This window comes from Actinoplanes sp. GCM10030250 (assembly GCF_042666575.1).
In the GTDB taxonomy this organism is placed as follows: Bacteria; Actinomycetota; Actinomycetes; order Mycobacteriales; family Micromonosporaceae; genus Actinoplanes.
Genome location: NZ_JBHTDO010000010.1, coordinates 68,563 through 93,853, shown reverse-complemented (window position 1 = coordinate 93,853; position 25,291 = coordinate 68,563). Strand labels below are relative to the sequence as shown.

Annotated in this window: 24 protein-coding genes and 1 pseudogene; 10 read left to right on the top strand and 15 right to left on the bottom strand. The window is 69.2% G+C overall.

The window, feature by feature from the left end:
• Positions 1-169 precede the first annotated feature (169 nt).
• Both ACFQV6_RS15575 and ACFQV6_RS15570 read right to left on the bottom strand, forming a co-directional pair.
• Positions 170-1,057, bottom strand: coding sequence for a universal stress protein (locus tag ACFQV6_RS15575; protein ID WP_378028183.1), 888 nt, complete (start codon positions 1,055-1,057; stop codon positions 170-172).
• Positions 1,058-1,232: 175 nt separating this feature from the next.
• The gene (locus ACFQV6_RS15570; RefSeq protein ID WP_378028182.1) at positions 1,233-2,669 is read right to left on the bottom strand and encodes a DUF4389 domain-containing protein; all 1,437 of its coding nucleotides are present in this window, start codon (positions 2,667-2,669) and stop codon (positions 1,233-1,235) included.
• Between the two features lie 132 nt (positions 2,670-2,801).
• On the opposite strand from ACFQV6_RS15570, the gene ACFQV6_RS15565 reads away from it, so the two are divergent.
• Entirely contained in the window at positions 2,802-3,008 is a 207-nt protein-coding gene (locus tag ACFQV6_RS15565; RefSeq protein WP_378028181.1) for a hypothetical protein, read from the top strand.
• Positions 3,009-3,037: 29 nt separating this feature from the next.
• Here the strand turns inward: ACFQV6_RS15565 and ACFQV6_RS15560 are convergent, their stop codons facing one another.
• Positions 3,038-3,517, bottom strand: a complete 480-nt coding sequence (locus ACFQV6_RS15560; RefSeq protein WP_378028180.1) for a hypothetical protein — start codon at positions 3,515-3,517, stop codon at positions 3,038-3,040.
• A gap of 260 nt (positions 3,518-3,777) precedes the next feature.
• On the bottom strand, positions 3,778-4,638 hold the full coding sequence (locus ACFQV6_RS15555; RefSeq protein WP_378028179.1) for a universal stress protein: 861 nt from the start codon (positions 4,636-4,638) through the stop codon (positions 3,778-3,780).
• Positions 4,639-5,014: 376 nt separating this feature from the next.
• Here ACFQV6_RS15555 and ACFQV6_RS15550 point away from each other — a divergent pair, with 376 nt between their 5' ends.
• The gene (locus tag ACFQV6_RS15550; protein ID WP_378028178.1) at positions 5,015-5,908 is read left to right on the top strand and encodes a universal stress protein; all 894 of its coding nucleotides are present in this window, start codon (positions 5,015-5,017) and stop codon (positions 5,906-5,908) included.
• Position 5,909: 1 nt separating this feature from the next.
• On the opposite strand, the gene ACFQV6_RS15545 is transcribed toward ACFQV6_RS15550, so the two are convergent.
• Entirely contained in the window at positions 5,910-6,797 is an 888-nt protein-coding gene (locus ACFQV6_RS15545; RefSeq protein ID WP_378028177.1) for a universal stress protein, read from the bottom strand.
• Between the two features lie 257 nt (positions 6,798-7,054).
• Here ACFQV6_RS15545 and ACFQV6_RS15540 point away from each other — a divergent pair, with 257 nt between their 5' ends.
• Positions 7,055-7,366: a hypothetical protein gene (locus ACFQV6_RS15540; RefSeq protein ID WP_378028176.1), complete on the top strand. Its 312-nt coding sequence runs from the start codon at positions 7,055-7,057 to the stop codon at positions 7,364-7,366.
• 88 nt (positions 7,367-7,454) lie between these two features.
• Positions 7,455-7,697 (top strand): annotated as a pseudogene (locus ACFQV6_RS15535) (response regulator transcription factor); the annotation flags it as partial.
• A gap of 10 nt (positions 7,698-7,707) precedes the next feature.
• Here ACFQV6_RS15535 and ACFQV6_RS15530 read toward each other — a convergent pair.
• On the bottom strand, positions 7,708-8,043 hold the full coding sequence (locus tag ACFQV6_RS15530; RefSeq protein ID WP_378028308.1) for a hypothetical protein: 336 nt from the start codon (positions 8,041-8,043) through the stop codon (positions 7,708-7,710).
• Between ACFQV6_RS15530 and ACFQV6_RS15525 the strand changes: the two genes are divergently transcribed.
• Positions 8,036-8,233 carry an ATP-binding protein gene (locus ACFQV6_RS15525; protein ID WP_378028175.1) on the top strand — a complete coding sequence of 66 codons (198 nt, stop codon included), beginning with the start codon at positions 8,036-8,038 and terminating at the stop codon, positions 8,231-8,233. The genes ACFQV6_RS15530 and ACFQV6_RS15525 overlap by 8 nt on opposite strands.
• A gap of 247 nt (positions 8,234-8,480) precedes the next feature.
• Here ACFQV6_RS15525 and ACFQV6_RS15520 read toward each other — a convergent pair whose 3' ends face one another.
• The 4 genes from ACFQV6_RS15520 to ACFQV6_RS15505 form a co-directional block, all read right to left on the bottom strand.
• Complete coding sequence (locus ACFQV6_RS15520) at positions 8,481-9,158, bottom strand: DUF2202 domain-containing protein (protein ID WP_378028174.1); 678 nt, start codon at positions 9,156-9,158, stop codon at positions 8,481-8,483.
• Between the two features lie 97 nt (positions 9,159-9,255).
• Positions 9,256-9,948: a chemotaxis protein CheB gene (locus ACFQV6_RS15515; protein WP_378028173.1), complete on the bottom strand. Its 693-nt coding sequence runs from the start codon at positions 9,946-9,948 to the stop codon at positions 9,256-9,258.
• A gap of 251 nt (positions 9,949-10,199) precedes the next feature.
• Positions 10,200-11,840: an ABC transporter permease gene (locus ACFQV6_RS15510; RefSeq protein WP_378028172.1), complete on the bottom strand. Its 1,641-nt coding sequence runs from the start codon at positions 11,838-11,840 to the stop codon at positions 10,200-10,202.
• Positions 11,824-12,741 carry an ABC transporter ATP-binding protein gene (locus ACFQV6_RS15505; protein WP_378028171.1) on the bottom strand — a complete coding sequence of 306 codons (918 nt, stop codon included), beginning with the start codon at positions 12,739-12,741 and terminating at the stop codon, positions 11,824-11,826. Before ACFQV6_RS15505 ends, ACFQV6_RS15510 begins: the two co-directional genes overlap by 17 nt.
• Positions 12,742-12,911: 170 nt before the next feature.
• Here ACFQV6_RS15505 and ACFQV6_RS15500 point away from each other — a divergent pair, with 170 nt between their 5' ends.
• The gene (locus tag ACFQV6_RS15500; protein WP_378028170.1) at positions 12,912-13,949 is read left to right on the top strand and encodes a zinc-dependent alcohol dehydrogenase family protein; all 1,038 of its coding nucleotides are present in this window, start codon (positions 12,912-12,914) and stop codon (positions 13,947-13,949) included.
• 183 nt (positions 13,950-14,132) lie between these two features.
• Here ACFQV6_RS15500 and ACFQV6_RS15495 read toward each other — a convergent pair whose 3' ends face one another.
• Complete coding sequence (locus ACFQV6_RS15495; protein WP_378028169.1) at positions 14,133-14,477, bottom strand: hypothetical protein; 345 nt, start codon at positions 14,475-14,477, stop codon at positions 14,133-14,135.
• Between the two features lie 8 nt (positions 14,478-14,485).
• Entirely contained in the window at positions 14,486-17,146 is a 2,661-nt protein-coding gene (gene ppdK / locus ACFQV6_RS15490; protein WP_378028168.1) for a pyruvate, phosphate dikinase, read from the bottom strand.
• A gap of 268 nt (positions 17,147-17,414) precedes the next feature.
• Here ppdK and ACFQV6_RS15485 point away from each other — a divergent pair, with 268 nt between their 5' ends.
• Both ACFQV6_RS15485 and ACFQV6_RS15480 read left to right on the top strand, forming a co-directional pair.
• Entirely contained in the window at positions 17,415-18,101 is a 687-nt protein-coding gene (locus ACFQV6_RS15485) for a CBS domain-containing protein (RefSeq protein ID WP_378028167.1), read from the top strand.
• A 405-nt stretch (positions 18,102-18,506) separates the two neighbouring features.
• The gene (locus ACFQV6_RS15480) at positions 18,507-19,382 is read left to right on the top strand and encodes a universal stress protein (RefSeq protein ID WP_378028166.1); all 876 of its coding nucleotides are present in this window, start codon (positions 18,507-18,509) and stop codon (positions 19,380-19,382) included.
• Positions 19,383-19,400: 18 nt separating this feature from the next.
• Here ACFQV6_RS15480 and ACFQV6_RS15475 read toward each other — a convergent pair whose 3' ends face one another.
• Complete coding sequence (locus tag ACFQV6_RS15475) at positions 19,401-21,125, bottom strand: GAF domain-containing protein (RefSeq protein WP_378028165.1); 1,725 nt, start codon at positions 21,123-21,125, stop codon at positions 19,401-19,403.
• Between the two features lie 284 nt (positions 21,126-21,409).
• Here ACFQV6_RS15475 and ACFQV6_RS15470 point away from each other — a divergent pair, with 284 nt between their 5' ends.
• Together ACFQV6_RS15470 and ACFQV6_RS15465 are read left to right on the top strand one after the other, a co-directional pair.
• Positions 21,410-21,535 (top strand): hypothetical protein, encoded by a 126-nt coding sequence (locus ACFQV6_RS15470; RefSeq protein ID WP_378028164.1) that lies wholly within the window; start codon positions 21,410-21,412, stop codon positions 21,533-21,535.
• A gap of 1,017 nt (positions 21,536-22,552) precedes the next feature.
• Positions 22,553-23,083, top strand: coding sequence for a hypothetical protein (locus tag ACFQV6_RS15465; protein ID WP_378028163.1), 531 nt, complete (start codon positions 22,553-22,555; stop codon positions 23,081-23,083).
• Positions 23,084-23,894: 811 nt separating this feature from the next.
• Here the strand turns inward: ACFQV6_RS15465 and ACFQV6_RS15460 are convergent.
• Positions 23,895-24,083 carry a hypothetical protein gene (locus tag ACFQV6_RS15460; RefSeq protein ID WP_378028162.1) on the bottom strand — a complete coding sequence of 63 codons (189 nt, stop codon included), beginning with the start codon at positions 24,081-24,083 and terminating at the stop codon, positions 23,895-23,897.
• Complete coding sequence (locus tag ACFQV6_RS15455; RefSeq protein WP_378028161.1) at positions 24,080-24,940, bottom strand: GntR family transcriptional regulator; 861 nt, start codon at positions 24,938-24,940, stop codon at positions 24,080-24,082. Before ACFQV6_RS15455 ends, ACFQV6_RS15460 begins: the two co-directional genes overlap by 4 nt.
• Positions 24,941-25,291: the final 351 nt, after the last annotated feature.

Here is a 25,291-nt window from a genome sequence, read left to right as displayed (position 1 = left end):
GCCGGAGCCGGCTCGGTCAGTTCGGGTCGCGCAGCCGCCGCAGCACCCGGTCAAGCTTCCGCGCGAACCGGTGCGAGCCGCAGCTTGGCGTCGACCGCGTGGATCCCGTCCGGCCCGGCCCACACGGGATTGAGTCCACCGTGTCGTTGCCGGGTCCGGCCGGGCGTGGTCATCGTCCGCTGTCCCGTTTGCCGTGCGGGCGCACGATGAGGACCGGGCATTCGGCGTGGTGCAGCAGTTGCAGGCCGGTCGAGCCGAGCAGGGTCCCTGCGATCACGCCGTGACCGCGGCTGCCGACCACCACCAGTTGCGTACCGTGGGAAACGCCGACCAGCAACGCCGCAGCGCTGTCGTGCGACAGGAGGATCTCCACCGGAACGTCCGGGTACTTCTCGCGCCACGGCGCCAGTTGCGCGGTCAGCCTGGCCCGCTCGGCGTCGTCCTGCTCAGGGGTGTGCACCTGCGCCGGCGGGAGATGACCCCAGTACGACATGAGGACCGGCACGAACGACCGGATCACGCTCAGCGACGTGCCGCGTGCCCGGGCTGCCGTGAATGCGGCCTCCAGCACCTCGTCGGCGCCGTCGGTGTCGTCGATCCCCACCGCGATGGGCCCCTGCAAGGGCGTCGTCCGCCCGCGGACCACGACGATCGGGCAAGCGGCGTGCATGGCCACCCGCTGACTGACCGAGCCCAGGTGCAGGCCCGCGAATCCGCCTCGGCCACGGTTGCCCAGCACCAGCAGGTGCGCACCCTCGGAGGCAATGATCAACTGGGCTGACGGGTCACCGATCGCCACGTCGGTGCTGACGTCGATCGCCGGGGCGACGGTCGTCGCCTCGGTTGCCGCGCGGGCGGCGATGCCATCCGCACTCTTCCGTGCCGTTTCGAAATGCTCGCTGCCGAAGTCGTAGCGGGCGGCGGCCCAGTCCCAGTCCATGACGTGGACGAGCAGCAACGGCTGGTTGCTGAGTTCTGCCTCCCGTGCGGCCCACCGTACGGCCGCCCGGCTGGAATCGGTGCCGTCGACTGCGACGACGATCGCTGGGGTGCGCATCGTTCCTCCCTCGCCCGTTTCTCACTCCAGCGTCATTGCCGACGACGCGTTTCGGCAGGGCGGCACGGCCCGTGTGAGCGGGCCGTGAGTCCCTCATCGGGGTGTCATCACCTCCGGCCCGGCCCGGCCCGGCCCGGCCCGGCCCGGTCCGGGGCCGGAGGCGACGCGCCGGCGATCACAAAGGAGCCGGCGCCTGCGGCGTCAGCCGCGGCAGGGGGCCGACCGGTCCCTGCGGCGGCGGCGGTGGATCGCTGTGCCGACGGCCGAGTCCCACACCGCCGAGGCCGATCAACGCCACCGCGACGAGGAAGAGCACGATGCCGGTGGCGAGCAGACCGCCGCCGAGAGCCGCCAGGCCCGGCACGCGGACCGCACCGCGGGCGTCCGCGGCGACACCCGCTGAACCATCGGCGTTCGCGACGACCACGGCGTAGTCACCGCTCGTCACGTCCCATTGGAGGGCCACCGTACCCGGCCCGCTCGCCTGCGCCAGCCAGAAGTCCTGGGCCGCCGGTTCGGCTACTCGGCGGACCGCCCCGAGGGCTCGGTTGTAGACGGCACGGCCGGAGTCCAGGCCCACGAGCCGGTCGTGTGCGGTGCCGGCGAGCCAGGAATCGACTGACGCCTGCGGTGCAACGCCGACGAACACGGATTGGCCGGCCGGTGAGGTCGCCGTCACCCGCAGTCCGCCGACGTCGACGACCTCACGGGTCCACAGACCGGTGTCGGTGATGGTGAGGTTCTCCGCGGTGATCGCTGCTGTGCTGCTGTCCAGCATCAGGGTGGGGCTGGTCACGTATCCCGCGTGGTCGCGCGCGGCGTCGAGTGCCAGCAGTGTGCCGCCGCCGATGCCGAGGCCCGCGGCCGGGACGAGCAGCACGGCGCCGGCGACCAGCCAGATGACCGGGCCGGCGACCGGAACGTGCCGTGACGGGCCCGCCCTGGCCGGACCCTCGGGAACCGGATCCGGCTCGCACCCGCCTTGATCGAGTCGCAGCGGGGGGAAGCGGGGAGTCAGCAGCGTCAGATAGGCGGTAACCCGCAGCCCCCAGCGCGCTATACCGACCAGCAGATCATGCAGGCCATGCGGGTAGCGCCCGGTGAACAGCAGCGCGACGACAGCGGTCAGCAACACCACCAGGGTGACGCTGATCGGGCCGACCGTCGGGGTGTCGCCGTCGCGGATCGTTCGGCCCGCCGCCCCGCTCAAGGCGCCCAGGATCATCAGGTGGGGGATGGCGAGCAACCAGGCGACCAGCGGCAGCCAGCGAGGCGGTGACTCGTGGTGCTCCAGGTGCAGGCGAGCCGGGTACTCCGGGACGTCGGCGAGGGTGAACGGTGGATAGGTGTCTGTGCCGAGAACTGGATAGCCGTAATAGCCGACACGCCAGGTCCAGCGCAGCACCCCCAGGTTGTAGGCGCGGATGGGCGCCGGGTAACGGCCGGTGATCAATACCGCCAGGTAGGCCACCAGGGTGAGCACCACCAGCCCGATCCAGAGCACCAGCAACGTCACGTAGTGCGGGATGAGCAGCAGCCACTTGACGAGCCACAGCCAGCGGCTCAGGGATTCGTCGCGGCGCGCTTCGACTCGTAACGGATAAAGGTCCATGACACCTCCCAGGTCTTCCTCCAGCACAAACCCGGTGCCGCCGGGCCCGGCAGGGCCGGACGGCCCTGCCGGGCCCTCTTCCGTGAGCCGTAGCGTCGTCCGTGGGAGACGACTCCCGTCCTGGGAGCAGCCATGGCACTTGCGAGCACGTCCTTCTCCGGCAGGCCGGCCAGCGAAAGGGCTTCGTTGATGGCGCTCCCGCCGCCACCCGACGCCGAAGGTGAGCTTCTCGGTCAGGTGATGACGGGCAAAATCAGCCGCAACGAGCACCGAACCGCGATGGCGGTGCTCGCGCAGAGCGACGCCCGCACCCATCCGCTGCGGGTCCCGGCCGAGTGACCGGCGGCTCGCCTCGGCGCCGCCGTACATCATCCGGAGCCGGCCCGATTTCTCAGGGCTCTGGTGAGGGCGACCGCCTGCACCACCACGGCGATGATGCTGCCGAACAGGCCCACGGCCAGCAAATCGCGCGCCACCAGCGGCCAATTGAACGAGGCGTCCCCGAAGTCCAGCGGGAACACCTGCCACAGCCGCACGAGCGCGGGCAACCCGGCCGCAGTGGTCGCCATGCTGCCGAGAGCCACCAGCCAGCGCGGATCGCGGGCGAACTGCACGAGGGGCACGACGACGCCCACCCCCAGTGACGCGTTGACCAAAGGCATCACGGCGTCGGTCTCCCCGGTCAGGAACGGCACGGCGCCCCAACCCGGGTGTGCGTTGATGAGGTAGAGAAGGGTGACGTTGACTGCGGCGGCGATGCCGTAACCCGCTCGGCGGGCGGCTGTCGACGGACGTCGTCTCTCCGCGTCGGCGGTGATGACGATCTCTGACGTGTTCCGTGTTGGCATGATGCACCTCCCGGCATCGGACGCCAGGCATACTTCGATGTCTGGCTTCAGTCTCCGAGATGTTCTGACTCCCGGGCAGAGGCGAACGACCCGGGGCACTCCCCGCGGGCCGGGCGCCCGCGGGAAGTGCCGCAGCGGGGCTGTCGGCGGTGAGCGCCCGGGCCACCACGAGCCTCGTCGTGGAGTAGATCGGGTAGTGGCGTCATGTCGTGCCACGCCGGATTCATGTCTGCGCCGCTTGCCTATCCGGTTTGTTGGTGTCAGATATCGCGGTGGACCACCGCGATGGTGCATTCGGCATGACGCAGCAGGTGCTGGCTGACCGAGCCAAGCAGCAGCCCGCTGACAGCGCCGTGCCCCCGGCTCCCGACCACCAGAAGCTGGGCGTGGGTACTCGCCAGCGTGAGTGCGGCCGCCGGGTGCGCCACCGTCGCCTCGGCCTGGATCGACAGGTCGGGGAAGGTGTCGCGGACGACGGTCACCAGCGTGTCGAATGGCTCCCGCTCGTGATCGGTGACCGTGTTGGTGGCCATCGGGGTTCTCTCCCACAATCCGGTCACCGGCTGCCAGGTGCGGATCACGTGAAGCGGCACCTTGCGCTCAGCCGCCTGCTCAGCGGCGAAGGTCAGCACAGGCGACGCCGACGCCGATCCGTCGACGCCGGCCACCACGGGCGCGGTTGCGGCCGCCTCGCCGCGGACGACCACGACCGGACAGTGCGCGTGTGCGCTGACCGCCGAGCTCACCGAACCAAGCAGCCCCACGACGGCGCTGTGCCCCCGCGCGCCGACGACGACCAGGCGAGCCTGCCTGGACAGGTTGACCAGCGCAGTCGCTGCGTAAGCGCGTACAGTCCTCGCAGTCACGCTGACCAGGGGCTGAGTCTTCTTCGCCGAGGCGACCGCGTGCTCCAGCGTTCCGTCGATGACATCCACCACGTAGCTGTCGGGCCGCAGAGCCGGAGACGGGACCATGCTCGCCGCGGGTGCCAGGATCGGCCACTCGTCGGCATAGACCAGCTCGACGGACGCCCCGGTGCGGGCCGCCTCGTCCAGAGCCCAGGACAGGGTGTTGTGAGCGTAGGACGAGCCGTCGTACCCCACTATGATTTTGTTGTTCACGGCACGGACCTCCTTTCGGTACCGCACCGCGCCGGGAGCGCGGTGGCGGGTCCGACCGTTCTCCCTCCATCGCACGCTCATCGATGCGTGACGTGCAGGGGTTTAGGTCCCGGGCCGGAAAGGCCGGACGGCCTCTCTGTTCGACGGTTCGTTACCGCGACGCGGCCGCGAGCATGCTCAGCAGCTCCGGTCAGACCGTCCGCGACACCTTTGGCCGTGCCGATGTCGGTCGAGAGTCGTTCGCGGGCCGTAGGTCGCGGCCCGGGCCAGGGCCGCTGTGTTCGCAGCTCTCGTCGCGCAAAGGGGTCCAATGGACTCCACCTTTGATGCCGGTCGACCGTGCCGGGCCTGCCACCGAGCGGCCTAGCGTGCGTTTATGCACAGCGTCGTATCGGTCGAAGAGAAGCTGCCCGTCGTGGTCGGCGTCGATGGCGTGCCGGGCGGAATACAGGTAGTCGATGTCGCAGCCGCAGAGGCGGCCTATCGAGGTGTACCGCTGGAGATTGTGCACGCGTGGCCGGGCAGGCGTGGTGGACCGGCGCGGCTGCGCGCCGCACGATCAGGTCCCGACGACGGCCGCCACCTGCTGGAGCTTGCGGCCCGCCGGGCCGGACACGTCTTGCCGGGGGTGCGGGTGCGTACCCGTTTGGTGGACGACAGCGCCGCAGAAGCGCTGATCCAACTGTCGGCACACGCCTGCTTGCTGGTGGTGGGTCACCGTGATGAGGCAGGGCTCGGCCGCGGCTGGGGTTCGACCGCGGCGTATGTGGCGAACCACGCCCACTGCCCGCTGCTCGTATACCGCGGGCCGAACGTTTCGCGCGGTCCGGTGGTGGTGGCGGCCTCCGGCCGTCACGCTGCAACTGTCGGCTGTGCGTACGAGGCCGCAGCGCGCGCCGACTGTCCTCTCGTAGCGGTACACGTCTGGGCGCCGGAAGATGCCGGCGCCGGCAACGGAGGTGATCGCCACGAGGCCGAGGATCGTCTGTCGGGGTCGCTCACCGTCTGGGCGCCGACCTGGCCGGACGTCGTGGTGGAACGGTTGCTCATCAGCGAGGCCGACATCGGATACACGGTGGAGAGGGCGTCAAGGCGTGGTCGTCTCCTGGTCGCCGGCAGGGGCCGCAAAGGCTGGTCCGTCGAGATGCTCTACAGCATCGGCAGCGTCTCACCGGGTGGGCGCAGGCTGTGCCCCGTGCTGGTGGTGCCTCCGGGATGGTCCGGGACGGACCTCGTGCGCTCCGCGCCGGTGAGCACGGCGCGTTCGTGAACTACGAGGTGGTCACGCGAGCGCGGCCGTGCCGCGGGCGGCGCTTATCCGCCTGTTCGGTGCGCTGTGGCTGAGGCAAGGCCGTGGAAGCTGGGCGCCTGTCCGGCAGGAGAGCCCGGACGAGCGCGACAGGGGCGGGCGAGTGATGCAGCATCGTCTGCGCGACCCAGCCCAGCAGGCCGGCATAGGGCCGATCGCCTCGTGCGCCGACGATGACCAGGCCGGCGCGCTGTGAAGCTTGGCGTAGTACCACCTCGGGATCTCCCTCGATGATCTGTAGCTCGGCGCGGAGCCCGTATTTGCGCTGCATCTGCCCGACCATCTGGATCACGGCCGCAGCGGCCCGGGCGTCGTCGTCCGACTGTTCGCGGATGTGAATCACGACGAGTTTCGCCTGCCGTCCGGTGGCCGCGTCGAAGGCGAATTCCAATGCGCGCCCGGAAGCGGCCGAGCCGTCGGCGCCGACCACGACGGGACGCGCCGGAACCGATGCGGCCCGGGTGACCAGGACGGTGCCGGCGGCGCGCGCCGCGACCTGCACCGTGACTGCATCCGGTGGCATGCACACGGACTGGAGCAGGTCTCCGTCACCGATGACGGTCAGGTCGGCAGTGCGGGACCTGCGGAGCAGGGAGGTGACGGCGGCTCCCTCGAGTGGGCGAACATCGATCAGCACACCCGGAGCGACGCTGCGGGCGTCGGTGATCGCCCGGGTGATCAGAGCTTCTCTGGACCGCGGCGGGTCCAGGGCGGCGGTTCGGGAGAGTTTTGGTATCCAGTTGAACGCATGCACCAGCTCCAGGCGGCACTGACGCATGGCGGCCTCAATTGCGCCCGCCTCGACTGCTCGCCGGCTTGCGGGTGAATCGTTGACACCGACGACGATCAATCCAGCCGTTCCGGTCTCCATGTCTGGCCCCTCCTCCGGAAACGGCGTTCAGCGCACCGTTGCGAGGACCGATCGGGATGCTCCCTCCAGCGTTGCGCTGGCCGTACCGCACCGGGAAGGGCCGTTCGTCACCGGTCCGTTCGCCGGACGGCAGGGACTGTTCGGTGAGGCGCTCCAGCAGGCCAGCTGGTTGGTACTGCGCCGCCGGGACTTTCGTCCCTGTCGATCAAGGCGAGCTGGATCGAGGATGCAAATAGATGGAGGTGGTTGCGATGGTGTTCTTGATTCTCCTCATCGTGGGTCTGATCATGGCCGCTGGCCTGCTTCTCTCGCCGCAGACTGCCGCATCCGCGCAGGGGCAGGACGAGGAGAGTGTCCGCAGCGGACAGGCTGACGGCGATTCCGGATTCACGCCCACCACGCTGGAAGGCGTGCTGGTGGCGCAACTCCTCACAGGGGATATCAGCCGAGGTCAGTACAGCAAGGCGCTGGCCCGGCTCGCGGAGCGGGACGACGAACGCAATCCGATGTCGGTGCCGGGGAACGACCGTCCGGATGCGTGCGCCTGACCCCGCACCTCGCGCTCATTCCCCGGCCGGTCGTCACCAGTGGTGTGCGCGGTTGACAGTTCTGTCGGCCCTGGTCCGTATGGGGTGAGTGGGGCAGCCTGGAGCTGTGCCCGGAACTGTTCTGGTCGTCGAGGACGACCGTGATCTGCGGGAGTTGGCCCGTCGTTATCTGCAGCGGGCCGGCCACCCGGTGCGCACCACCGGCTCCGGCGCCGAGGCCATCACCCTGTTGGCTGCCGGTGCGGTGGACCTGGTCGTGCTCGAGCTGGGCCTGCCGGACGTCGATGGGCGTGAGGTCCTGTCAGCCGCTCGGGAAGGCCGGGACGTGCCGGTGATCGTCCTCACCGCGCGCAGCAGCGTCGATGACCGCATCGACGGATTACGCCGAGGTGGAGGAGTTGCGCGACGGCCTGCAAACGGCCGAGCCGGCTCGGCTGGCCGCCCTGCACGACCAGAGTCTGCGGCTGGGACGAATAGTGCAGGACCTCGCTGATCTGTCCGCTGCCGAGTCGGCCGTGCTGTCCCTGCACCCGGTCGACACCGACCTCGCCGAGATCGCCGCGGCGGCCCTGGCCGCTTCGCTGCCTCAACTGGAGGCTAAGTTGACCACGGCCACCGACCTGGGCGCGCGAGTGCCGGTGCACGCGGATTCTGATCGCATGCACGGCGGTGGTCAACCTGCTCGCCAACGCGGCGTGCTACTGCCGGCCCGGCGACCAGGTACGGGTGACGGTGCAGATGCAGGACGGTGCGGCGGTGCTGGAGGTCGCCGACACTGGGCCAGGCATTGCTCCCGACGAGCTGCCGCACGCGTTCGAACGCCTCTGGCGCGCAGCGACGCGGCACCGATTTCGGGCACCGGGATAGCCTGGCCGTTGTGCGGGAGCTGGTCACCGCCCACGGCGGCACCGTCACCCTGGACTCGCCGGCCGGTTCTGGGTGATTGTCACGATCCGGCTGCCGCCGGCCGGCGTTCGGGCCATCGAGCACGGCCGGCGTTGACGGCCACCGTGCGACCCTGATCCCGGTTCGGTTGATCGCCACCTACGGCGCTTCCGGCGAGCACGCCGCAGCGCACCGGTGGTGGGGCGTCACCGCCCCACCACCCGCGGTTTCATCGGGTCGCCCAGCGGGTGAACGCGGCGAGGTGCCGCTCGGAGGCCGTCAGCAGGTTCCTGTAGACCTGCTTGACGTCGGCCGCAGCGAGTCCGTCGAGGCCGGCCTTCACATCGGCGATGCCGTCCCGCTCCACCTGCTGTCCGACCGCCAGGGCAGCGGCCAGGCTTCCCTCGCCCCGCGCGAGCAGCTCGTCATACGTCGTGCGGACAGCAGGACCGGTGAACGCACCGGCCGCCTGGTTCGCTGTCGGGTCGGCCACGCCGTAACGCTGCAGCAGCGTGCGCACCGCGACCAGGTGCCGGGCCTCGGCCACGGCGACATGGTCGAAGACGACGATGTCGTAGCGGTCCGCGAATGCCGCATACAGGTCGTGGGCGAGTTTCTCCTCCTGCGCCATCGACACCAGCGTCGCCTTCTGCGTTTCGCTGAGTGTGCCCTTCTCGGCGGTGACAGCCACCCCTCGGCAGGTGCCGCCACCGTATCCGCCTCCCATGCCGTATCCGCCTCCCATGCCGTGGCCGAAGCCGTTGCGGTCGGCGGGGGCCGAGCTTGCCGGGACGGGACGGCTGAAAGGACCGGTGCCGGCCAATGCCGGGGCTGCGATCACCAGTCCACCCAGGCCCAGTGCTCCGGTCGCCACGAGGGTTGCTACGCGGCGGGTCTTGGTCTTCATGGCTCCTCCCTATCTCTACCTTCACACTGACCGGTCACCGTGGTGGTGGAGCCGATGTGCGGACCGTGTGGAGATGCTGATCCTCGGCCGGCCGGCATCAATCGTCGGCAGTGGCCGATCGCCCTTGCTCGGCCGGGTGCGCGTGGCGATCCGAAGCGTCCGCTGCCGATGCCGGAGAAATGCGATCCCGGCTCGAACGCCTGACCCGGCCGATGAGAATTCCGGCCAGCAGAGCCGAGATCTCACCGACCGGGAGCACGTGATCGATGACCTCGGCGCGACTGATCGTCGCGTAAGGCATCGCGAACACCGCCGAGGTGGACTCGTCGCTGGCGATCACTGTTCCGCCCAGGTGGTGGATCGCGGTCGCACCGGTCGCACCGTCGATGCCGTACCCGGAGAGCACCACCACGACTGCCCGGTTCCGGGCGGCGATGGCGACGCTGGTCAGCAGGAGGTCGGCGGACGGCCGGTACGGGGGGCGATCACCCGAACGCACCAGGACGATGGTGTAGCCGCAGGTCACCATGGTGTGGTACCCCGCCGGCGCCACCAGCACCCGCCCCGCGATCAACGCGTCGCCGTCGCGGGCGAGCCGTACCGGAAGCCGACTGGAGCGCTGCAGGATGGTGGCGAGCAGGTTGGCGGCCTGCGGGTCCTGGTGGCGCAGCACGATCACCGCGGCTGGGAAGCCGGGCGTCAAGCCGGACAGGATGCGTTCGATCGCCTGGAGCCCGCCCGCTGAGCAGACCAGCGCCACGACAGGCGGACGGTTGTTCCCCGTCACCATGGTGAGCTCCCTTCGTCGCTCAGCGCCCCGGGTGCGAAGTTCTGCCCCCGATGTCATGGCCGGGCCCGATCCGCGGGGAGAGACCCGGCCGGCGCCTCATCCCGGTTCAGCCGGTGGTCTTCCCGGCCAGTGCACCACTGGGTGTGCCACCGTGATCACCCTCCTTTGCAGTGCCCCTCACATCGGTTCTGCCAGCCACGGGGCGTGACTGCCAGGGCCGGTGGTCCCGAAGCAGCGGGGACGGCCGGGCGTCAGGTCAGGGAGTCGCGGCGGCGCCAGGCCACCAGCAGCGCAGGAACGGTCCATCCGGCGAGCACCGCCACGTGCCCGGCAGCGACCCCGGTGCCCGTGGATGCCGGGTCGGTGGCGGTGAGTACCGCGCCCAGCAGATGACGCAAGGGGAACACAGCGGCGGCCGTGGTGAGCCAGTCGGGCAACGGCTGTTCGCCGACGACGAAGATCTCCGAGACGAAACAGAGTGGCAGCAGCGTGCCGAGCGTGACGGCAAGGATGGAACGCGCCGAGGGCAGCATCGCCGCGACTGCCAGACCGAGAGCGGCGAAACACAGGGAACCCGCGACGATCGCGAGCAGCAGCGCCGGTACCCGCGCTGCTGCCAGGCCCACGTCCAGGAAAACGGCGCCCACGACGGTGAGCAGGATGGCAGCGAGCAGCGAAACGATCAGCGCCGCACAGACCCGGCCGGCGAAGTACCAGCGGAATGGCAGGGGAGTGCCGTGCAACCGTTTGAGGACCCCGGCGGCGCGGGCGCCGACCACCGCTTCGGGCATGTCCACGTACGCCGCAACGGCCACCGTGTAAGCGATCATGCCGGCGAACAGGTACTGGGCCATCGGCATCCCGTGCACCCGGCTGTTGCCGAAGACGGTGGGGAACAGCGCGAGCAGCATGGTCGGAAAGACCACCGAGAAGAACACCGACAGCTGGTCGCGCCGCAGCCCGAGCAGGGCATAGCGGAGTTGACCCGAAAGCAGTCGCAGCGGCGACCGGCGGGTGTGTTCCGACGCATCGGACAGGCGGTTCAGCCGCGGCGTGTCTGCCCGGGGAACCGGCACGACCGGCGACGTGACGTCTGTATGTGGCTGCCAGGAGAACCTCGCCCCTGCGACGACAACCCCGGCGAGCGTCCAAGCCAGCAGTACAGCCAGGTGCGCGGGCGCGAATCCGGAGCCGGCAGCGGGATCGAAGGTCGCGGCCATGGCTTGGGCGAAGTGCTTCAGCGGCAGCACCGTCCCGGCCAGATCCAGCCAGCGTGGCAGGTCGGCGCCGACGATGAAGACGTCCGAGATGAACGCGAGGGTGATCAGCAGGCCCTGCGCCACCGTCTGCGCGACCAGCGCGGTACGAGCCAACGAGGCCAGCGCCAGCCCCAGAGCGGCACAGCAGGCGATACCGAGAAGCAGCGTCACCAGCATCGCCGGCACCTTGTGCCAGAAGATCTGGACGTCGTACGCGAGGAGCCCCACTGCGGTCAACAGGAACACCGCCGTGGCGGAGGCGATCACCGAAGCGCCGATCCGGGACACCAGCACGGTCCATGCCGGTACCGGGGCACACCGCAGCCGCAGCAGCGCGCCGTTGTCCCGCAGGGTCGCCATGTCGACGGCTACCAGGACGAACGACGCCTGCGCCACGCCGAATACCGCGAACGGCGATACCAGGAACTGAACCACCGGGACGCCACCGGCAACCTGGTTCCCGACGATCGTGGCGACGATGACCAGAAAGGCGAGCGGAAAGGCGAGCGTGAAGAACGCAGCGATCGGATTGCGCAGGAAAGCGCGTACGGCGTGCCCGGTCAGAGCCGGCAGCATCGCGGCCGGCCGCCGACGCACCGGCAGGCGCGCCGGGGTCTCAAGTTGGACACTCATCGGGACTCTCCTCGGTCAGCGCGAGGTAGACGTCTTCGAGCGTCGGCGGGGCGACGGCGAAGTCCGGCAGGTCGAGCCGGCGATCGGTTGCCCATCCGGTGAGACGCCACGCATCCGCGACCGGGGTGTGGGATGCCAGGCGTACCCGTCCTGCCGTCACCGACGGAGGTGCGCTCAGCGGCGGCAACTGCCCCACCGACACGCCCGGCGGAAGGCCGAAACTGATCTCGGTGGGCAGCTTGCTGCCGGCGCGTAACCGTTCGGGAGCGCTGACGGCGATCAGCCGGCCGTCGCGCATCACCGCGACACGGTCCGCGAGCCGCTGTGCCTCGTCCAGGTAATGGGTGGTCAGCAGGATCGTCGTGCCCAGTTCGCGCAGGTTCGCGATCAGATCCCAGGCGTGGTGCCGGGCAGCCGGGTCGAATCCGGTGGTCGGCTCGTCGAGGAACAGCAGGTCCGGTGCCCCGGCCAGCCCCAGTGCGAGGTCCAGCCGCCGCCGCTGCCCGCCGGAGAGCCCTTTGACCCGGGTCGTCCGCTTGTCGGCGAGCCCGACCAGAGTGATCAGCTCCTCGGGGTCGTGCGCGCGCGGGTACAGCCCGGTTTGCAGGCGGACCAGCTCGCGGACCGTGAACTCCTCCTCGAACCCCGCCGACTGCAACACCACCCCGATGCGCGAGCGGTACGCCGAACCTCCGGTCGCGGGGTCGAAGCCCAGCACGCGTACGGTTCCCGCGTCGCGCGTACGGTAGCCCTCCAGAATCTCCACCGTGGTGGTCTTGCCCGCGCCGTTGGGCCCGAGCAACGCGAAGATCTCGCCGTCGCCCACCGAGAAGCTGATGCTGTCGACGGCCTGTACCGGCCCGTACGCCCGCGCCAGATCGCGTACCTCGATGGTTGCCATACCTACAGCATTCGCGACGGGAACCCGCCTCCGGCAGTGCCTGAGGTCCCGCCGCCGCGGCCGTTGGACCACCGCGTGACAGGAATCCGGTCCTTCGGCCCTTCCGGGAGCCTCTGGCGGCCGCGCATCCTCGGCACAGCGCAATTCCCTCAACGGCGAAGGAGGCGGTCATGAAAGGCCTTGTGTACGGCGGAGCGGGCGAACGTTCCTGGATCCAGGTCCCCGATGCCGAGGTGCGTGATGCGCGGGATGCGGTCATCCGGGTCGACGCGGTCACCATCTGCGGAACCGACCTGCACATCCTGGCCGGTGACGTGCCCGAGGTGACGCCGGGCCGGATCCTCGGGCACGAGGCGGTCGGCACAGTGGTCGGACTCGGCTCCGCGGTCACCGGTCTGGCGGTGGGCGACCGGGTACTGGCCTCCTGCATCTCGGCGTGCGGAACCTGTCGATTCTGCCGTGAGGGTGCCTACGGCCAGTGCCGGGCCGGCGGTGGCTGGATCCTCGGTCACACGATCGACGGTGTGCAGTCCGAGTACGCCCGCATCCCGTTCGCCGACCTGTCCACCTACCGGCTACCTCAACAGGTGAGCAACGAGGCCGCGGTGATGCTGGCCGACATCCTGCCCACCTCCTACGAAGTCGGGGTGCTCAACGGCCGGGTACGCCCCGGCGACACCGTGGTGGTGGTGGGCGCCGGGCCGATCGGGCTCGCCGCGGTCCTCACCGCCAAGCTCTACTCGCCCGCGCACATCGTGGTGATCGACAAGGCTGAGAGCCGCCTGCAGGCCGCCAAGAGCCTGGGCGCCGACGTCACCCTGACCCCGGAACGGGTTGCGCTGGGCACGGTGCACGCACTCACCGGCGGCCTCGGTGCCGACGTCGTCATGGAGGCCGTGGGCACACCGCAGACCTTCGAGCTCTGCACCACGCTGGTGCGTCCCGGCGGCACGGTCGCCAACATCGGCGTGCACGGCAAGCCCGCCACCCTGCACCTGGAAGACCTGTGGATTCGCAACCTCACCATCACGACCGGGCTGGTGGACACGTACTCGACGCCGAAGCTGTTGCAGATGCTCGTCGCCGGGCAGCTCGACGTCACGCAGCTCGTCACGCACCGGTTCCCGCTGGAGGAGATCGAGCAGGCGTACGAGGTCTTCGCCCACCCGGCGCAGACCGGTGCTCTCAAGGTGCTCCTCACCCGGTGAATCGACCCGGCGACCCGCCTCCGGACGGGTCGCCGAGTCTGGGGTTGTCCATGCCCTTCACGCAAAGCGGGTCATGGGGAAGTGGGACGGAGACGGCGCGTGGAGACGGCGCGTGGAGACGGCGCGTGGAGCGGGCCCGCCAGCCGGGCCCGCGCCTGCACACGGCGTCCTTCGATGCGCCCGTCAGTCGTCGACGACGAGACGGCGGGCCCGCAGAATGTGAGCCCACCACGGGCGCCGGGCCGCCGGGCCGGCGCGCAGCCTCGGCGCCGGGCTCCGCTTGATGCTGATCCAGCCACCGGGCCCCATCGTCACCGCGCCGATCGCCGACCGGCGGTGCACCGCCACGGCGGCCGCGGCGGCGACCACGGACACCGTGATGGTGGCGAGCGAGGCGAGCACGACGGCGGTGACGTCCACCGCGGGCACGAACACGGTGCGATCGGGCCCGACGGCGTACGCACCGATCTCGCGCCGCCCGGCGCGGACCGCGACCAGGTCACGCCGCTGATCCACGACGGTGGTCATCATCCCTCCTAGCGGCTGTCGGAGTCGGTGACGGTGCTGGCCGCCGCCCGGCCCGCCTCGAGCCGGGCGATCGGCACCCGGAACGGGGAGCAGGACACGTAGTCCAGCCCGGCACCGTGGAAGAACCGCACCGAGGCCGGATCCCCGCCGTGCTCGCCGCAGACGCCCACGGTCAGATCGGGCCGGGTCGCCCGGCCACGCTCGACGGCGACGCGCACCAGTTCACCGACACCGTCGGCGTCGATCGTCTCGAACGGGGAGGAACCGAAGACGCCGAGTTCGAGGTAACGCCCGAAGAACGCGCCCTCCACGTCGTCGCGGGAGAAACCCCACGTCATCTGGGTCAGATCGTTGGTGCCGAAGGAGAAGAACTCGGCGGAGGCGGCGATCCGCCCGGCCGTCAGGGCGGCGCGCGGCACCTCGATCATGGTGCCGATCCGGATCGGCGGAGCCCCTTCGACGTCTGCGAGGACCGAGGCCGCCTCCGCGCGTACACAATCAAGCTCTCGCACCGATGCGACAAGCGGAACCATGATTTCCGGTCGCGGGTCGCCGCCGGCGGCGACCCGCGCGGCCGCGGCCTCAGCGATCGCCCGGACCTGCATCGCGAAGAGCCCGGGAATCACCAGCCCGAGACGTACGCCGCGCAGGCCCAGCATCGGGTTCTGCTCGTGCAGTCGCCGCACGGCGGTCAGCAGCACGCCGTCGTGCCCCGGATCCCGGCCGAGCGCCTCGGCGCGGGCGACCCGCGCGGTCAGTTCCTCGAGCGGAGGCAGGAACTCGTGCAACGGCGGATCGATCAGCCGGACGGTCACCGGCAGGCCGTCCATGGCGGCGAACAGCTCGGCGAAATCGCCCCGCTGCAACGGCAGCAGCTCCGCCAGCGCGGCTTCCCGCTCCGCGTCGTTGTCGGCGACGATGAGCCGTTCCACCAGGACCCGGCGGTCGCCGAGGAACATGTGCTCGGTTCGGCAAAGGCCGACACCGGTGACGCCGAAGCGGCGTGCCCGGGCGGCGTCGGCGGCGGTGTCGGCGTTCGCGTGCACGCCGAGCCGGGCCGCGTGGTCGGCGTGCGTCAGGAGCCGTTGCACGGCCGAGAGCAGCGGATCGCCCTGGGGTGACAGCTCGCCCTCGAAGTAGCGGACGACGGGGGAGGGGCGAACCGGGACGGTGCCGGCGTGGACCCGGCCGCTGGTTCCGTCGACGGAGATCACGTCACCGGCCCCGACGGTCCGTCCGCGTACGGTGAACGACGCCTCGCCGATCTCGATCTCCTCCGCGCCGCAGACACACGTCTTGCCCATGCCTCGCGCGACCACGGCGGCGTGCGAGGTCTTGCCGCCACGGCTGGTCAGGATGCCCTGAGCGGCGATCATGCCGGGAAGGTCGTCGGGGTTGGTCTCGCGGCGGACCAGGATGACCGGACCGGTCGCTGCTGCCGCGGCGGCGGAGTCGAAGACGACCGCGCCGACCGCGGCACCCGGCGAGGCAGGCACCCCGGCGGTCAGCGGTTCCGGGGCGGCCGCGGTGTCGAAACTGGGGAACATCAGCTGGGCCAGTTGTTCACCGCTGACCCGCTGCAGCGCCTCGTCGAGGGTGATGGCACCTTCCTCGACGAGTTGCCCGGCGATCACGAAGGCGGCGGCGGGAGTGCGCTTGCCGACCCGCGTCTGCAACATCCACAGTTTGCCGTCCTCGATGGTGAACTCGATGTCGCACAGGTCGCGGTAGCGCTGCTCCAGCCGTTCCATGATCGACAGCAGCTTTCGGTGAGCGTGCGCGTCGATGCCGGCCAGTTCGTCGAGGCTCATCGTGTTACGGATGCCGGCCACCACGTCCTCGCCCTGAGCGTTGCGCAGGTAGTCGCCGTACACTCCGCGCCGTCCGGTGGCCGGGTCGCGGGTGAACGCCACACCGGTTCCGGAGTCGTCGCCGCGGTTGCCGAAGACCATGGCCATCACGTTCACGGCGGTTCCCAGATCGTCCGGGATGTGTTCTTGGCGGCGGTAGAGCACGGCACGCTCGGCGTTCCAGGACTTGAACACCGAAGTGATGGCAAGGAACAGTTGTTCGTGCGGAGCCTGCGGGAAGTCACGCCCGGTGTGCGTGTGGAAGACCTTCTTGTACGCCTGGACGAGATCCTGCAACTGAGCGGCGCTCAGGTCGGCGTCCGACCGCACACCGGCGGCGGAACGGGCCGCGGCGAGCTCGGCCTCGAACTCCTCGCCGGGCACGTCGAAGACGGTCCGGCCGAACATCTGGATCAACCGGCGGTACGAGTCCCAGGCGAAACGCTCGTCGTGGCTGTGCCGTGCCAGTCCGGTCACGCTGGCGTCCCGCAACCCGATGTCGAGGATGGTCTCCATCATCCCGGGCATCGAGAACTTCCCGCCCGAGCGCACCGACAGCAGCAGCGGGTCGTCGGCGTCGCCCAGCGTCTTGCCCATTCGCTCCTGAACAAGTCTGAGATGCTGTTCCACCTGGTCGAACAGCCCGCGCGGCACCGACCCGGTACGCAGGTACTCCCGGCACGCCTCGGTGCTGATGGTGAAGCCGGGCGGCACCGGCAGACCCATCCGGGTCATCTCGGCCAGGTTCGCGCCCTTGCCGCCGAGCAGGTCTTTGAGATCCTTGTTGCCGTCGATGAAGTCGTACACATAGGTGGACATCCGGTCCTCGCCCTCATTGGCCAGTGGTTAGCCCTCCTTCGGTGGTATCGCGCGCCGGTCCCGCGGAGTAGGGCCGGATGTCCCGGGCCGGGGAGCCTTGTGCCCGCTGTGCCGGAAGAAACGGACCGAATGGAAGTTTGGCGCACACTCCCGGTCGTCCTGGCTGGCTGAGGCTCCGGCACTTTGCCGAAGGGCCCGCTCCCGTGGGGCAGTGGGCCATTCTCCTCCGGGTGGAGGCGGGCCTACCGTCGAAGGCGGAGGGATCACCATGAAGACTTGGCATGTAAGCGATGTGATGACCACCGATGTCGTCGCTGTCGGACCGGATACCCCGTACCGAGATCTCGTCGACCTGCTCACCGGCAACCGCATCAGCGCGGTGCCCGTCATCGACGCGTTCCGGCGGGTGATCGGTGTGGTCTCGGAATCGGACGTGCTTGCGAAGATCGGATATGCCGGATCGGCGCGGGCGCGCTGGTTCCAGAGTCATCGGCGCGCACAGCAGCGCAAGGCGGAAGGGCGGACCGCCGGAGAGCTGATGACCGCACCGGCGGTCGCGGCGCTGACGAACACGACGGTCGCAGCTGCGGCACGCCGCATGGACGAGGAGGGCGTCAAATGGCTGCCGGTCGAGGACGACCTGGGCCGGTTGGCCGGCATCGTGACCCGCGGCGACCTGTTGAAGGAGCATCTGCGGTCCGATGCCGACATTCGGGCCGACGTGCAGGCCGCCGTCGATGAAGTGCTGTTGGCGGAGAACGTCGCGGCGATGCAGGTCGAGGTTGCCCGCGGTACCGTCACCCTGACCGGCCGCGTCGAACGCTGGTCGACAGCTGTGCTCGCCGCTCGGCGCGCGTCGTTGGCGCCGGGTGTGGTGCGGGTTACCGAACGGATCACCTACGTTTACGACGACCGCGAGGCCGTCGAGTCGGTGCCGGCGTTCTTCGTCGCCTGAGACTCGCGCTGCGCTGCGCTGACAGGATCTCCGGTCCTGGCGGCCCGCGCCGCACCCGGCCAATTTGGAAGTGGAACAGGCCAGTGTCGGCTGCTGGATCGGCCGGCACCACGGCGGACCGGCCACCTCCCTGAAGACGGCCTCACCGGTCCCGACGCCCGGCCCTGCCGTCACCGGCGGGGCCGGGCCGCCCGTTGGAAGTTCCTGCCCGTTTGTCGCGGAGCCTGCCGGACGGATGGCGGGATCACTCTGCCATGTCCGCCCCTCCGCTGAACCCCGGCGCTCGGTCACACGTGCCTGAGGGCCGGGCAGGACAGGACCTGTGGACCCGGCGATAGTGCTGACCGGCCGTACCCCGATCGTTGCGGCGGCTCCTAGTTTGAGGGTATGCACAGCGTGGTGTCGATGAGAGACGAGCTGCCCGTGGTGGTCGGCGTCGATGACATGCCGGCTGGACTGCAGGTTGTGGACTTCGCCGCCGGGCAAGCGGCAGCCCGCGGCGCACCACTGAGGGTTGTGCACGCGTGGCCGGGAAGACGCGGTGGATCACCGAGGCGGCGGGCCTTCGTACCGGATCGCGCGGAGGCAGAACACTGGCTCGGCCTGGCCGTCCTGCGGGCGCAACGTGTCGCACCCGGACTGGACGTCACCTCCGAACTGGTGGACGGCGGCGCGGCACAGGCGCTGATCCGGCGTTCCGTCGATGCCGGCCTCATGGTGATCGGACATCGCGACGACGTGGGAGCCGGACACAGCTGGGGTTCGACCGCGGCGTATCTGGCCCATCACAGTGCCTGTCCGCTGTTGGTGCACCGTGGTGCGGTGCCGGAACGAGGTCCGGTCGTGGTGGCCGTGTCGGGTCGCCGTACAGCGACGCCGGGATCTGCCTACGACGCTGCCGGCCGAACCGGCTGCCTGCTGGTGGCGGTGCACGTATGGTCACGGCCCGAATCCGGCCTGACCGACAGCGACGAGCGACGTGCGGCAAACGACCGGGTCACCTGCTCGCTGTCCGCCTGGGACACAACGTGGCCCGACGTCCCGGTGCGTCGGCTGCTGATCGAGCCGAACGACGTCGAGTACACCCTGGACCGGGCGTCCCAGCGTGGCCGCCTCGTGGTGGCCGGGCTCGGACGCAAGGGCTGGGTCGTCGAGGCGCTGTACAGCGGAGGCGCTGTCCGGCCGTCCCGCCACGGGCTCTGCCCGGTGCTGCTCGTGCCGCCCGGATGGCCGACGCGCGAATCGGCACCCGCCGAACAGGAGGCTGCCACGTCACCCTGACCCTGCCGCAGGTCCCCTTCACTCACTGATCGGCACGCGCCACGTCAGAACCGTACCGTTGCCCTGGGGCCCGGGCCCGACGGTGAAGGCGCCACCGAGGTCATTCGCCCGTTCGGTCATGTTGACGACGCCACCGCGAGCCCGGTTCGGGTCGAAGCCGACACCATCGTCCTCGACACACAGGACGACCTCGCCATCAGCGACCCGGACGGACACACGCGCACTCTTGGCGTGGGCATGCCGAGCGATGTTGGACAAAGCCTCACGCGCTACCGCCACTATCTCGGGTTTCACGTCATCGGGGATCGCGCTGTCCACCGGGCCGGAAGTGTCCAGCACCGGCCGGAAGCCGAGCCCTTGGACGGCTGCCTCCACGGCTTCGCCGAGCTCGGCGCGCAGCGACGGGCCGATCGGCATACGCAGCTCGAAGATGGAGCGGCGGATGTCGCGGATAGTCGCGTCCAACTCGTCCACAGCGGCGTTGATCCGCTTTACCGTATCCGGCCTGACCGCATGCGAGACCGCGCCCTGCAACTGCATACCGGTGGCGAACAGTCGTTGGATGACCACGTCATGCAGGTCCCGGGCGATTCGCTCGCGGTCCTCCAGGACCACGAGCAGTTCTCGCTCCTCCTGCGCGCGGGCGCGCTCGAGAGCGAGGGCGGCTTGCCCGGCGAAGGTCGACAATCGCACCGGATCCTCATCACCGGGTTGCTCACCGGGGGGACGCGTGACAATGAGAACGCCGTGCAGGGTGTCCGCGCCCGCCAGCGGGACGGCCATCGCCGGACTGTCCGGGACCGGGCCCGGCCAGTCGATGGCCGTGCGCAGACTTTCCAGCGCGCGGAACTTCTCTCGCCCGAACTCCGCGCCCCTAGCCGGATCCACCGGAACGAGCTTGCCGACAAGTTCACTGCTCGCCGGATCGGCGCCATCTGCGACCTCGATGGTGTACCGCGAGTTCTCCTCGTCGTACAGCATCACCATGACCAGTTCGGCGCCGGAGACCTCGCGTGCCCGGCGGGCGATGAGCCGTAGAGCCTCGGTCCGCTGTACCGTGCCGAGCAGCACGCTGGTGATCTCAGCGGTGGCAGCCAGCCAGCGTTCCCGGCGCTGCACCAGTTCGTACAGCCGGGCGTTGTCGATGGCGACGCCGGCGGCGGCGGCCAGGGCGATCACGATCTCCTCGTCGTCGTCGCTGAACTCGGGGGCGCCCCGCTTCTCAGCCAGGTAAAGGTTGCCGAAGATCTGGTCGCGGGTGCGCACCGGGACACCGAGGAAGCTGTGCATCGGCGGGTGGTTCGGCGGGAACCCGTACGAGTTGGGATGCTCGGTGATGTCCGGCAGCCGGACCGGCCGCGGATCGGTGATCAGCAGGCCCAGCACGCCGCGCCCGTGCGGCAGATCGCCGATCCTCGCGTGCTCCGCCGGGTCGATGCCGTGGGTGATGAAGTCGGACAGATCCGTGCGGTCGCTGCCGATCACGCCGAGCGCGCCGTACCGGGCGCCGGCCAGTGTGCACGCCGCCTCGACGATGCGCTGCAGGGTGCTGCGCAGGCCGAGGTCGGCGCCGATGCCGACGACCGCGTCCAGCAGCGCGCGCAGACGCTCGCGGCTGGTGACCACCTCGCCGACCCGGTCCAGCATCTCCTGCAGCAGCTCGTCGAGCCGCACGCGCGACAACGGGCTCAGCCCCAGCGACAAGGGCTCGGCGCGCTCGCCGTCGGGGAAGAGTTCCGCCATGGCGTCAGGTTAGGCCTTGGCCGTGCCTCGTGGAACCGCCTTCTCCTCGCGTTCCCCGTCTCCGCAGGTAAGGGCCCGGAAGAGTGAGGCTAATGCGCTGCCGACGCCGAAGATCTCTTCGTTCAACGCGGCGCGACGTGATGAACGGCGGCGGGGCGAAGCACCCGGGCCTGCGGCATGGACCAGGAGGCCCGGAGTCACATGTCCGAGGACTCTGCTGTGAGGCGGCGGAGAAGCGGTCTGCTCAAGGTACGCAAGTCGGCACCCGGCAGGAGGGCAGCATCATGAAGCGTCAGTTGATCGCGATCGGTGTCGCGGGGGTGTTCCCGCTGATCGGTGTGGCCGTCGTCGTGATCGCGACAGCGGTCGACGCAGCAGCACTGGGCATCCACCGTCTGATTCATCGGTGACCCGTCTGGAGGTCCCGGAGCGTCCGGTCCTGACCCGCTGTGGACGCGGTCCGTAGCGTCGGAAGCCGAGGACAGGAGGCGCTGTGATGAAGCCTGGACCGTGGATGATGTGATGACCGAGGCGGTCGTGCCGGTGCGGCCGACCGCCTCCTACCGAGAAATGGTCGAGGTCGGCGATGACGGTGATTCACCGGCCTCATTGAGCAGCTTCGCCCGGTTGGTGAAAAGGTCGAGCACGGTGGCGTAGTGGAGCAGGGCCACACCGATCGAGGCAGCAGCAACCTCTGACCGCCACACCCCCGTGGGTTCGACCGGGGGAGTGCCGGTCCTGTTTTTTTCGGGCATATGGGCTCTCGATCGGCGGCCGGTCGGCCCTGTCGTCGGCCTGACGGCGGCTGCACAATGAGGTGGAAGGGCGGCAACGCCCGGAGAACAGGGCCGGTAGACATGCGGCAACTACCCGAACAGGGTGAGGCGGACCGAGGGATTCCCCGCGCCTACATGCGAGGTTCGACTCCTCGCCCGGCCACCACAGTTACGCCTGTTCTGGTGCGGCGCTTCCGGCTTCGCGTTGCGAGGTTTGCGGCCACCGCGATGGATGCCGCTGCGGTGCTCACCGCACCGCCGTGGCCGCCGCATGCCGTCCCGGGCGGCGCGGCAGGCTGTTGAGCACATGGGCGGCGTCGCGGCCGGCGCCACGCAGGGTTGCCGAGGCGAAGCTGCGTTGCCGTTTCAAGCCCACATAAATGGGTGCGCTTCGTTGCCGCCGTTCGAGCGTCCGCGTCGTTCGAAATCCACGTGTACCATCGGGGAACCGAGGTGGGTATCTACGGGAGTAATGGCTTCTTCAATAAACACAACATCACCGCCAGTGACGTGAATGTGCCGGACCAGGTGCAGAATCGACTCAAGGGAATTTGCGGTAGATCAGATGCGGAAAATCGGGCAAATCCCGGCTGACGCAAATATTAAGGGCGACGCCTGGAAGCGCCCGATGATTGGGTCGAGCGGTGGTGGATGCTGATGCAATTCGTGCGTGTCGAATCAGGCCAAGGCGCGTGGTCTGCAACGGCTCTGGATCCAGGGCCGTATCTTGAAGTGCTCGATGACCTGCTGCCGCAGTTGCCCGACGGGGCGCGTGCCTTCGCTTCAGACGCCGATCACTACGACTTCACCGCTTCCCGATGCGTGAAAGATTTGACCGTCAGTGCCATTTCATTACGAGAAGCCGGGCAAGCCCGGGTTGGTGCTGTGATTGAGTTCGAGCCGAATCGGTTCAAGCACGGCGGGCCGCTGACCGTCGTCTACGATGACGTTCAGAATTTCAGTGTGGAGGTGGATGAAATGAATTCAACCACGCGCATCTGGCCGGAAAGTCGACGACTGGGAAGTGTTCAGTTGGACGAGATAGTTCCGAGCGCCCTCGGCTGTCGCCATGAGATAAGGATGACTGGCGGGGTCATTATTATCGACTGCGCGGACTTGCGCGCGACGTGGGGAGAGCCCTCAACCGATGGGATTGCTCACGCTCACACACACAGTGACTGACGTGTGTCCGTGGCGTAGCGGGCATGTGCAGATTGCCGTCACGCCAGGCACGTTATTGATGAATAGCGGTGCCTGGCGTTGGCGGCGTGCGCCCGGGGCCGTAGGCCTTTTAGCGCGTGCGCGCGGCCCGGCTTCGACAGTATTCACGGGCTGAGGCCTTCGCGCAGGTACAGCCTTTCAGCCCGTCGACCTGGCTGGCGTCGGACTGACCCACGACGATGCCAAACGCAGCCGCTCGTCGTCGATCAGGATGAGCCCGCAGACGCCGGAGCAGAGCAGGACCCTTGATTGACGGCGAACGAGATGACGCCGCCGGTGCCGACGATGTCGATGGGCTTGCGGCTGTCCACCACAGACCGGCACGGAACGTCGCAGCTTGGAACTACCGGCCGAACCGCGCCGAGAACCGCTCACCTGGGCGTTGAGAGTGCTCGGCTTCGACGCGGACGGCGAGGAGCCGAAGTTTATCCTCGGCCGGTACCGGCTGAGGTTTGTCCGAATTTAGCGCGGATTCGTGCGTGCTGCGGTGATCACCGCGTGGGCGGCGCCGCAGCGCACCTGGAAACGAGTTTCCTGGTGGCCTCGGGCGGCATGCAGCGACCGTCAGGACCCTGCCGGGTCAGGCCCGGCCCCGGTCAGTGGATCTCTCCGACCCTCGCCGCAAGGCTGCGCAGGCCACTCGGTGTCACGACCGGCGCATACAACAAGCGCTTATCAACTCGTGCGCTGAGGAACACCGCAGTTCCTGCGGAGCACGGGTCTCGGCGGCGCAGAGGGCTTGCGTGGCGCGGTCGTGACGGCCTTGCTGCTCCTACGCCCGGGCCGTGTCGATGCAGTACCGCGCGTACCGTTCCGATGATTCCAACAAGGCGACCTCAACCGTGCTGGCATGGTGCAGCGCCGTAGCACTGTCACCCAGCGCGGTAAAGACGCCGATCTTGTAGACGGCGACGTGGGTGGCACTGAAGACGAGTTCACCGGGATTGATCGCAGCGCTCATGCGTGTCGCTGCGGCATGCGCCTCGCCGAGCTCGTCGAGGCCCGGCAGTGCGGGAGCCGAGCTGCCGAGTGGCGGATGTGGTCGTTGCTCCATGAAGTCGCCGCAGGCCTGAGGTGGCCCCGGCGGGCCTGGGGTTCCGCACTCGCGTGAGTCATGACAACGAGAAGGCTCTGCGGGATGCCTTGCAGGAGTTCGCAGTGCCCAAAAAATGACATCGACCAACTGGACGAGTTCCTTCTCGGCCGGCGGCGCCCCCAGTACAACTTCCGCACCTGACGCGCAGGAGGGCGCCGATCGGGCGCGATTCTCGGATTTGACCCGGCATCCGTTCCAGGTTGATGTCGGGACGGCGTGAGTGAGCAGTCCGTTTCGGCCCAATATGGTCTAAACAGCATCGCCGAGGGTTCGGTGATCGTGGGTTCGATGCCGGCGTTGGCCTCGTACTTGGCGATGTCGTCGTCGAGGCCCTGGTGGGCGGCCTTGAGGTTCGCGAGTTCCTGGATGGCGGCGTTGATCGCGTGCAGGTCTTTGGCGAGCATGGCGTCGACGATGCGTCCGACGATCTCGTTCTGGCGGAGCAGGAACTCGGCGACGCGCCGGTTGAGGTTGGGGTCCTCGGCCATGGCGGGAGTGCCGCCGCGGTCGGGGACGGGCTTGCCGTCGGTGCCGGCGCGTTCGCGAGCGAGTGGGTGCACGAAGGTGCCCTTGCCGACGACGGCGTAGGTGAGCCCGAGGTGTTGCAGTTCGCGAAGGGCGCGTTGGGCGGTCATCGAGGCGACGCCGTAGTTGTCGGCCATCCTGCGTGCGATGGGTAGCGCGTCGCCGGCCTGGAGTGTGCCGGTGCGGATCTGGTCCACGACGTCTTCGACGACCCGTTGGAACAGGGGCGCGTTTGTCGTCGGCGTCGTGTGGCGACGGTCCGGTCGCCCGGGCGGTGCTGGCCGCCTTGCTGCTCGCCGACTGCACGAGGAGCACCGAGTCTCTGGTCGTCCGTGTCTGTGTGAGCCCGGCGCCACGACTAGAGACAGCGTGTACCACTACACCGGACAGTTGCGCGGCCGGCTGCAGCGGATCGGTCCGTGCGCGCGAATCGCCGGGCACCGCCCCGGCTATCGCCTAAACAGTCGAGAGACTCCGCGTCGGCAGCCGCCCTCTCACACTCGGTGATCAAGACGGCTGCGACCAGCTGGATGGGCTCTCGGCACCCG

Excerpts from the sequence above, each read along its gene's own strand:
- ACFQV6_RS15520 (WP_378028174.1), bottom strand. The coding sequence starts at position 9,158 with ATGAAGACCAAGACCCGCCGCGTAGCAACCCTCGTGGCGACCGGAGCA.
- ACFQV6_RS15465 (WP_378028163.1), top strand. The coding sequence starts at position 22,553 with ATGCTGATGCAATTCGTGCGTGTCGAATCAGGCCAAGGCGCGTGGTCT.
- ACFQV6_RS15460 (WP_378028162.1), bottom strand. The coding sequence starts at position 24,083 with ATGAGCGCTGCGATCAATCCCGGTGAACTCGTCTTCAGTGCCACCCAC.
- ACFQV6_RS15575 (WP_378028183.1), bottom strand. The coding sequence starts at position 1,057 with ATGCGCACCCCAGCGATCGTCGTCGCAGTCGACGGCACCGATTCCAGC.
- ppdK (WP_378028168.1), bottom strand. The coding sequence starts at position 17,146 with ATGTCCACCTATGTGTACGACTTCATCGACGGCAACAAGGATCTCAAA.
- ACFQV6_RS15480 (WP_378028166.1), top strand. The coding sequence starts at position 18,507 with ATGAGAGACGAGCTGCCCGTGGTGGTCGGCGTCGATGACATGCCGGCT.
- ACFQV6_RS15485 (WP_378028167.1), top strand. The coding sequence starts at position 17,415 with ATGAAGACTTGGCATGTAAGCGATGTGATGACCACCGATGTCGTCGCT.
- ACFQV6_RS15495 (WP_378028169.1), bottom strand. The coding sequence starts at position 14,477 with ATGACCACCGTCGTGGATCAGCGGCGTGACCTGGTCGCGGTCCGCGCC.
- ACFQV6_RS15470 (WP_378028164.1), top strand. The coding sequence starts at position 21,410 with ATGAAGCGTCAGTTGATCGCGATCGGTGTCGCGGGGGTGTTCCCGCTG.
- ACFQV6_RS15560 (WP_378028180.1), bottom strand. The coding sequence starts at position 3,517 with ATGCCAACACGGAACACGTCAGAGATCGTCATCACCGCCGACGCGGAG.
- ACFQV6_RS15500 (WP_378028170.1), top strand. The coding sequence starts at position 12,912 with ATGAAAGGCCTTGTGTACGGCGGAGCGGGCGAACGTTCCTGGATCCAG.
- ACFQV6_RS15540 (WP_378028176.1), top strand. The coding sequence starts at position 7,055 with ATGGAGGTGGTTGCGATGGTGTTCTTGATTCTCCTCATCGTGGGTCTG.
- ACFQV6_RS15570 (WP_378028182.1), bottom strand. The coding sequence starts at position 2,669 with ATGGACCTTTATCCGTTACGAGTCGAAGCGCGCCGCGACGAATCCCTG.
- ACFQV6_RS15510 (WP_378028172.1), bottom strand. The coding sequence starts at position 11,840 with ATGAGTGTCCAACTTGAGACCCCGGCGCGCCTGCCGGTGCGTCGGCGG.
- ACFQV6_RS15505 (WP_378028171.1), bottom strand. The coding sequence starts at position 12,741 with ATGGCAACCATCGAGGTACGCGATCTGGCGCGGGCGTACGGGCCGGTA.
- ACFQV6_RS15565 (WP_378028181.1), top strand. The coding sequence starts at position 2,802 with ATGGCACTTGCGAGCACGTCCTTCTCCGGCAGGCCGGCCAGCGAAAGG.
- ACFQV6_RS15550 (WP_378028178.1), top strand. The coding sequence starts at position 5,015 with ATGCACAGCGTCGTATCGGTCGAAGAGAAGCTGCCCGTCGTGGTCGGC.
- ACFQV6_RS15515 (WP_378028173.1), bottom strand. The coding sequence starts at position 9,948 with ATGGTGACGGGGAACAACCGTCCGCCTGTCGTGGCGCTGGTCTGCTCA.
- ACFQV6_RS15475 (WP_378028165.1), bottom strand. The coding sequence starts at position 21,125 with ATGGCGGAACTCTTCCCCGACGGCGAGCGCGCCGAGCCCTTGTCGCTG.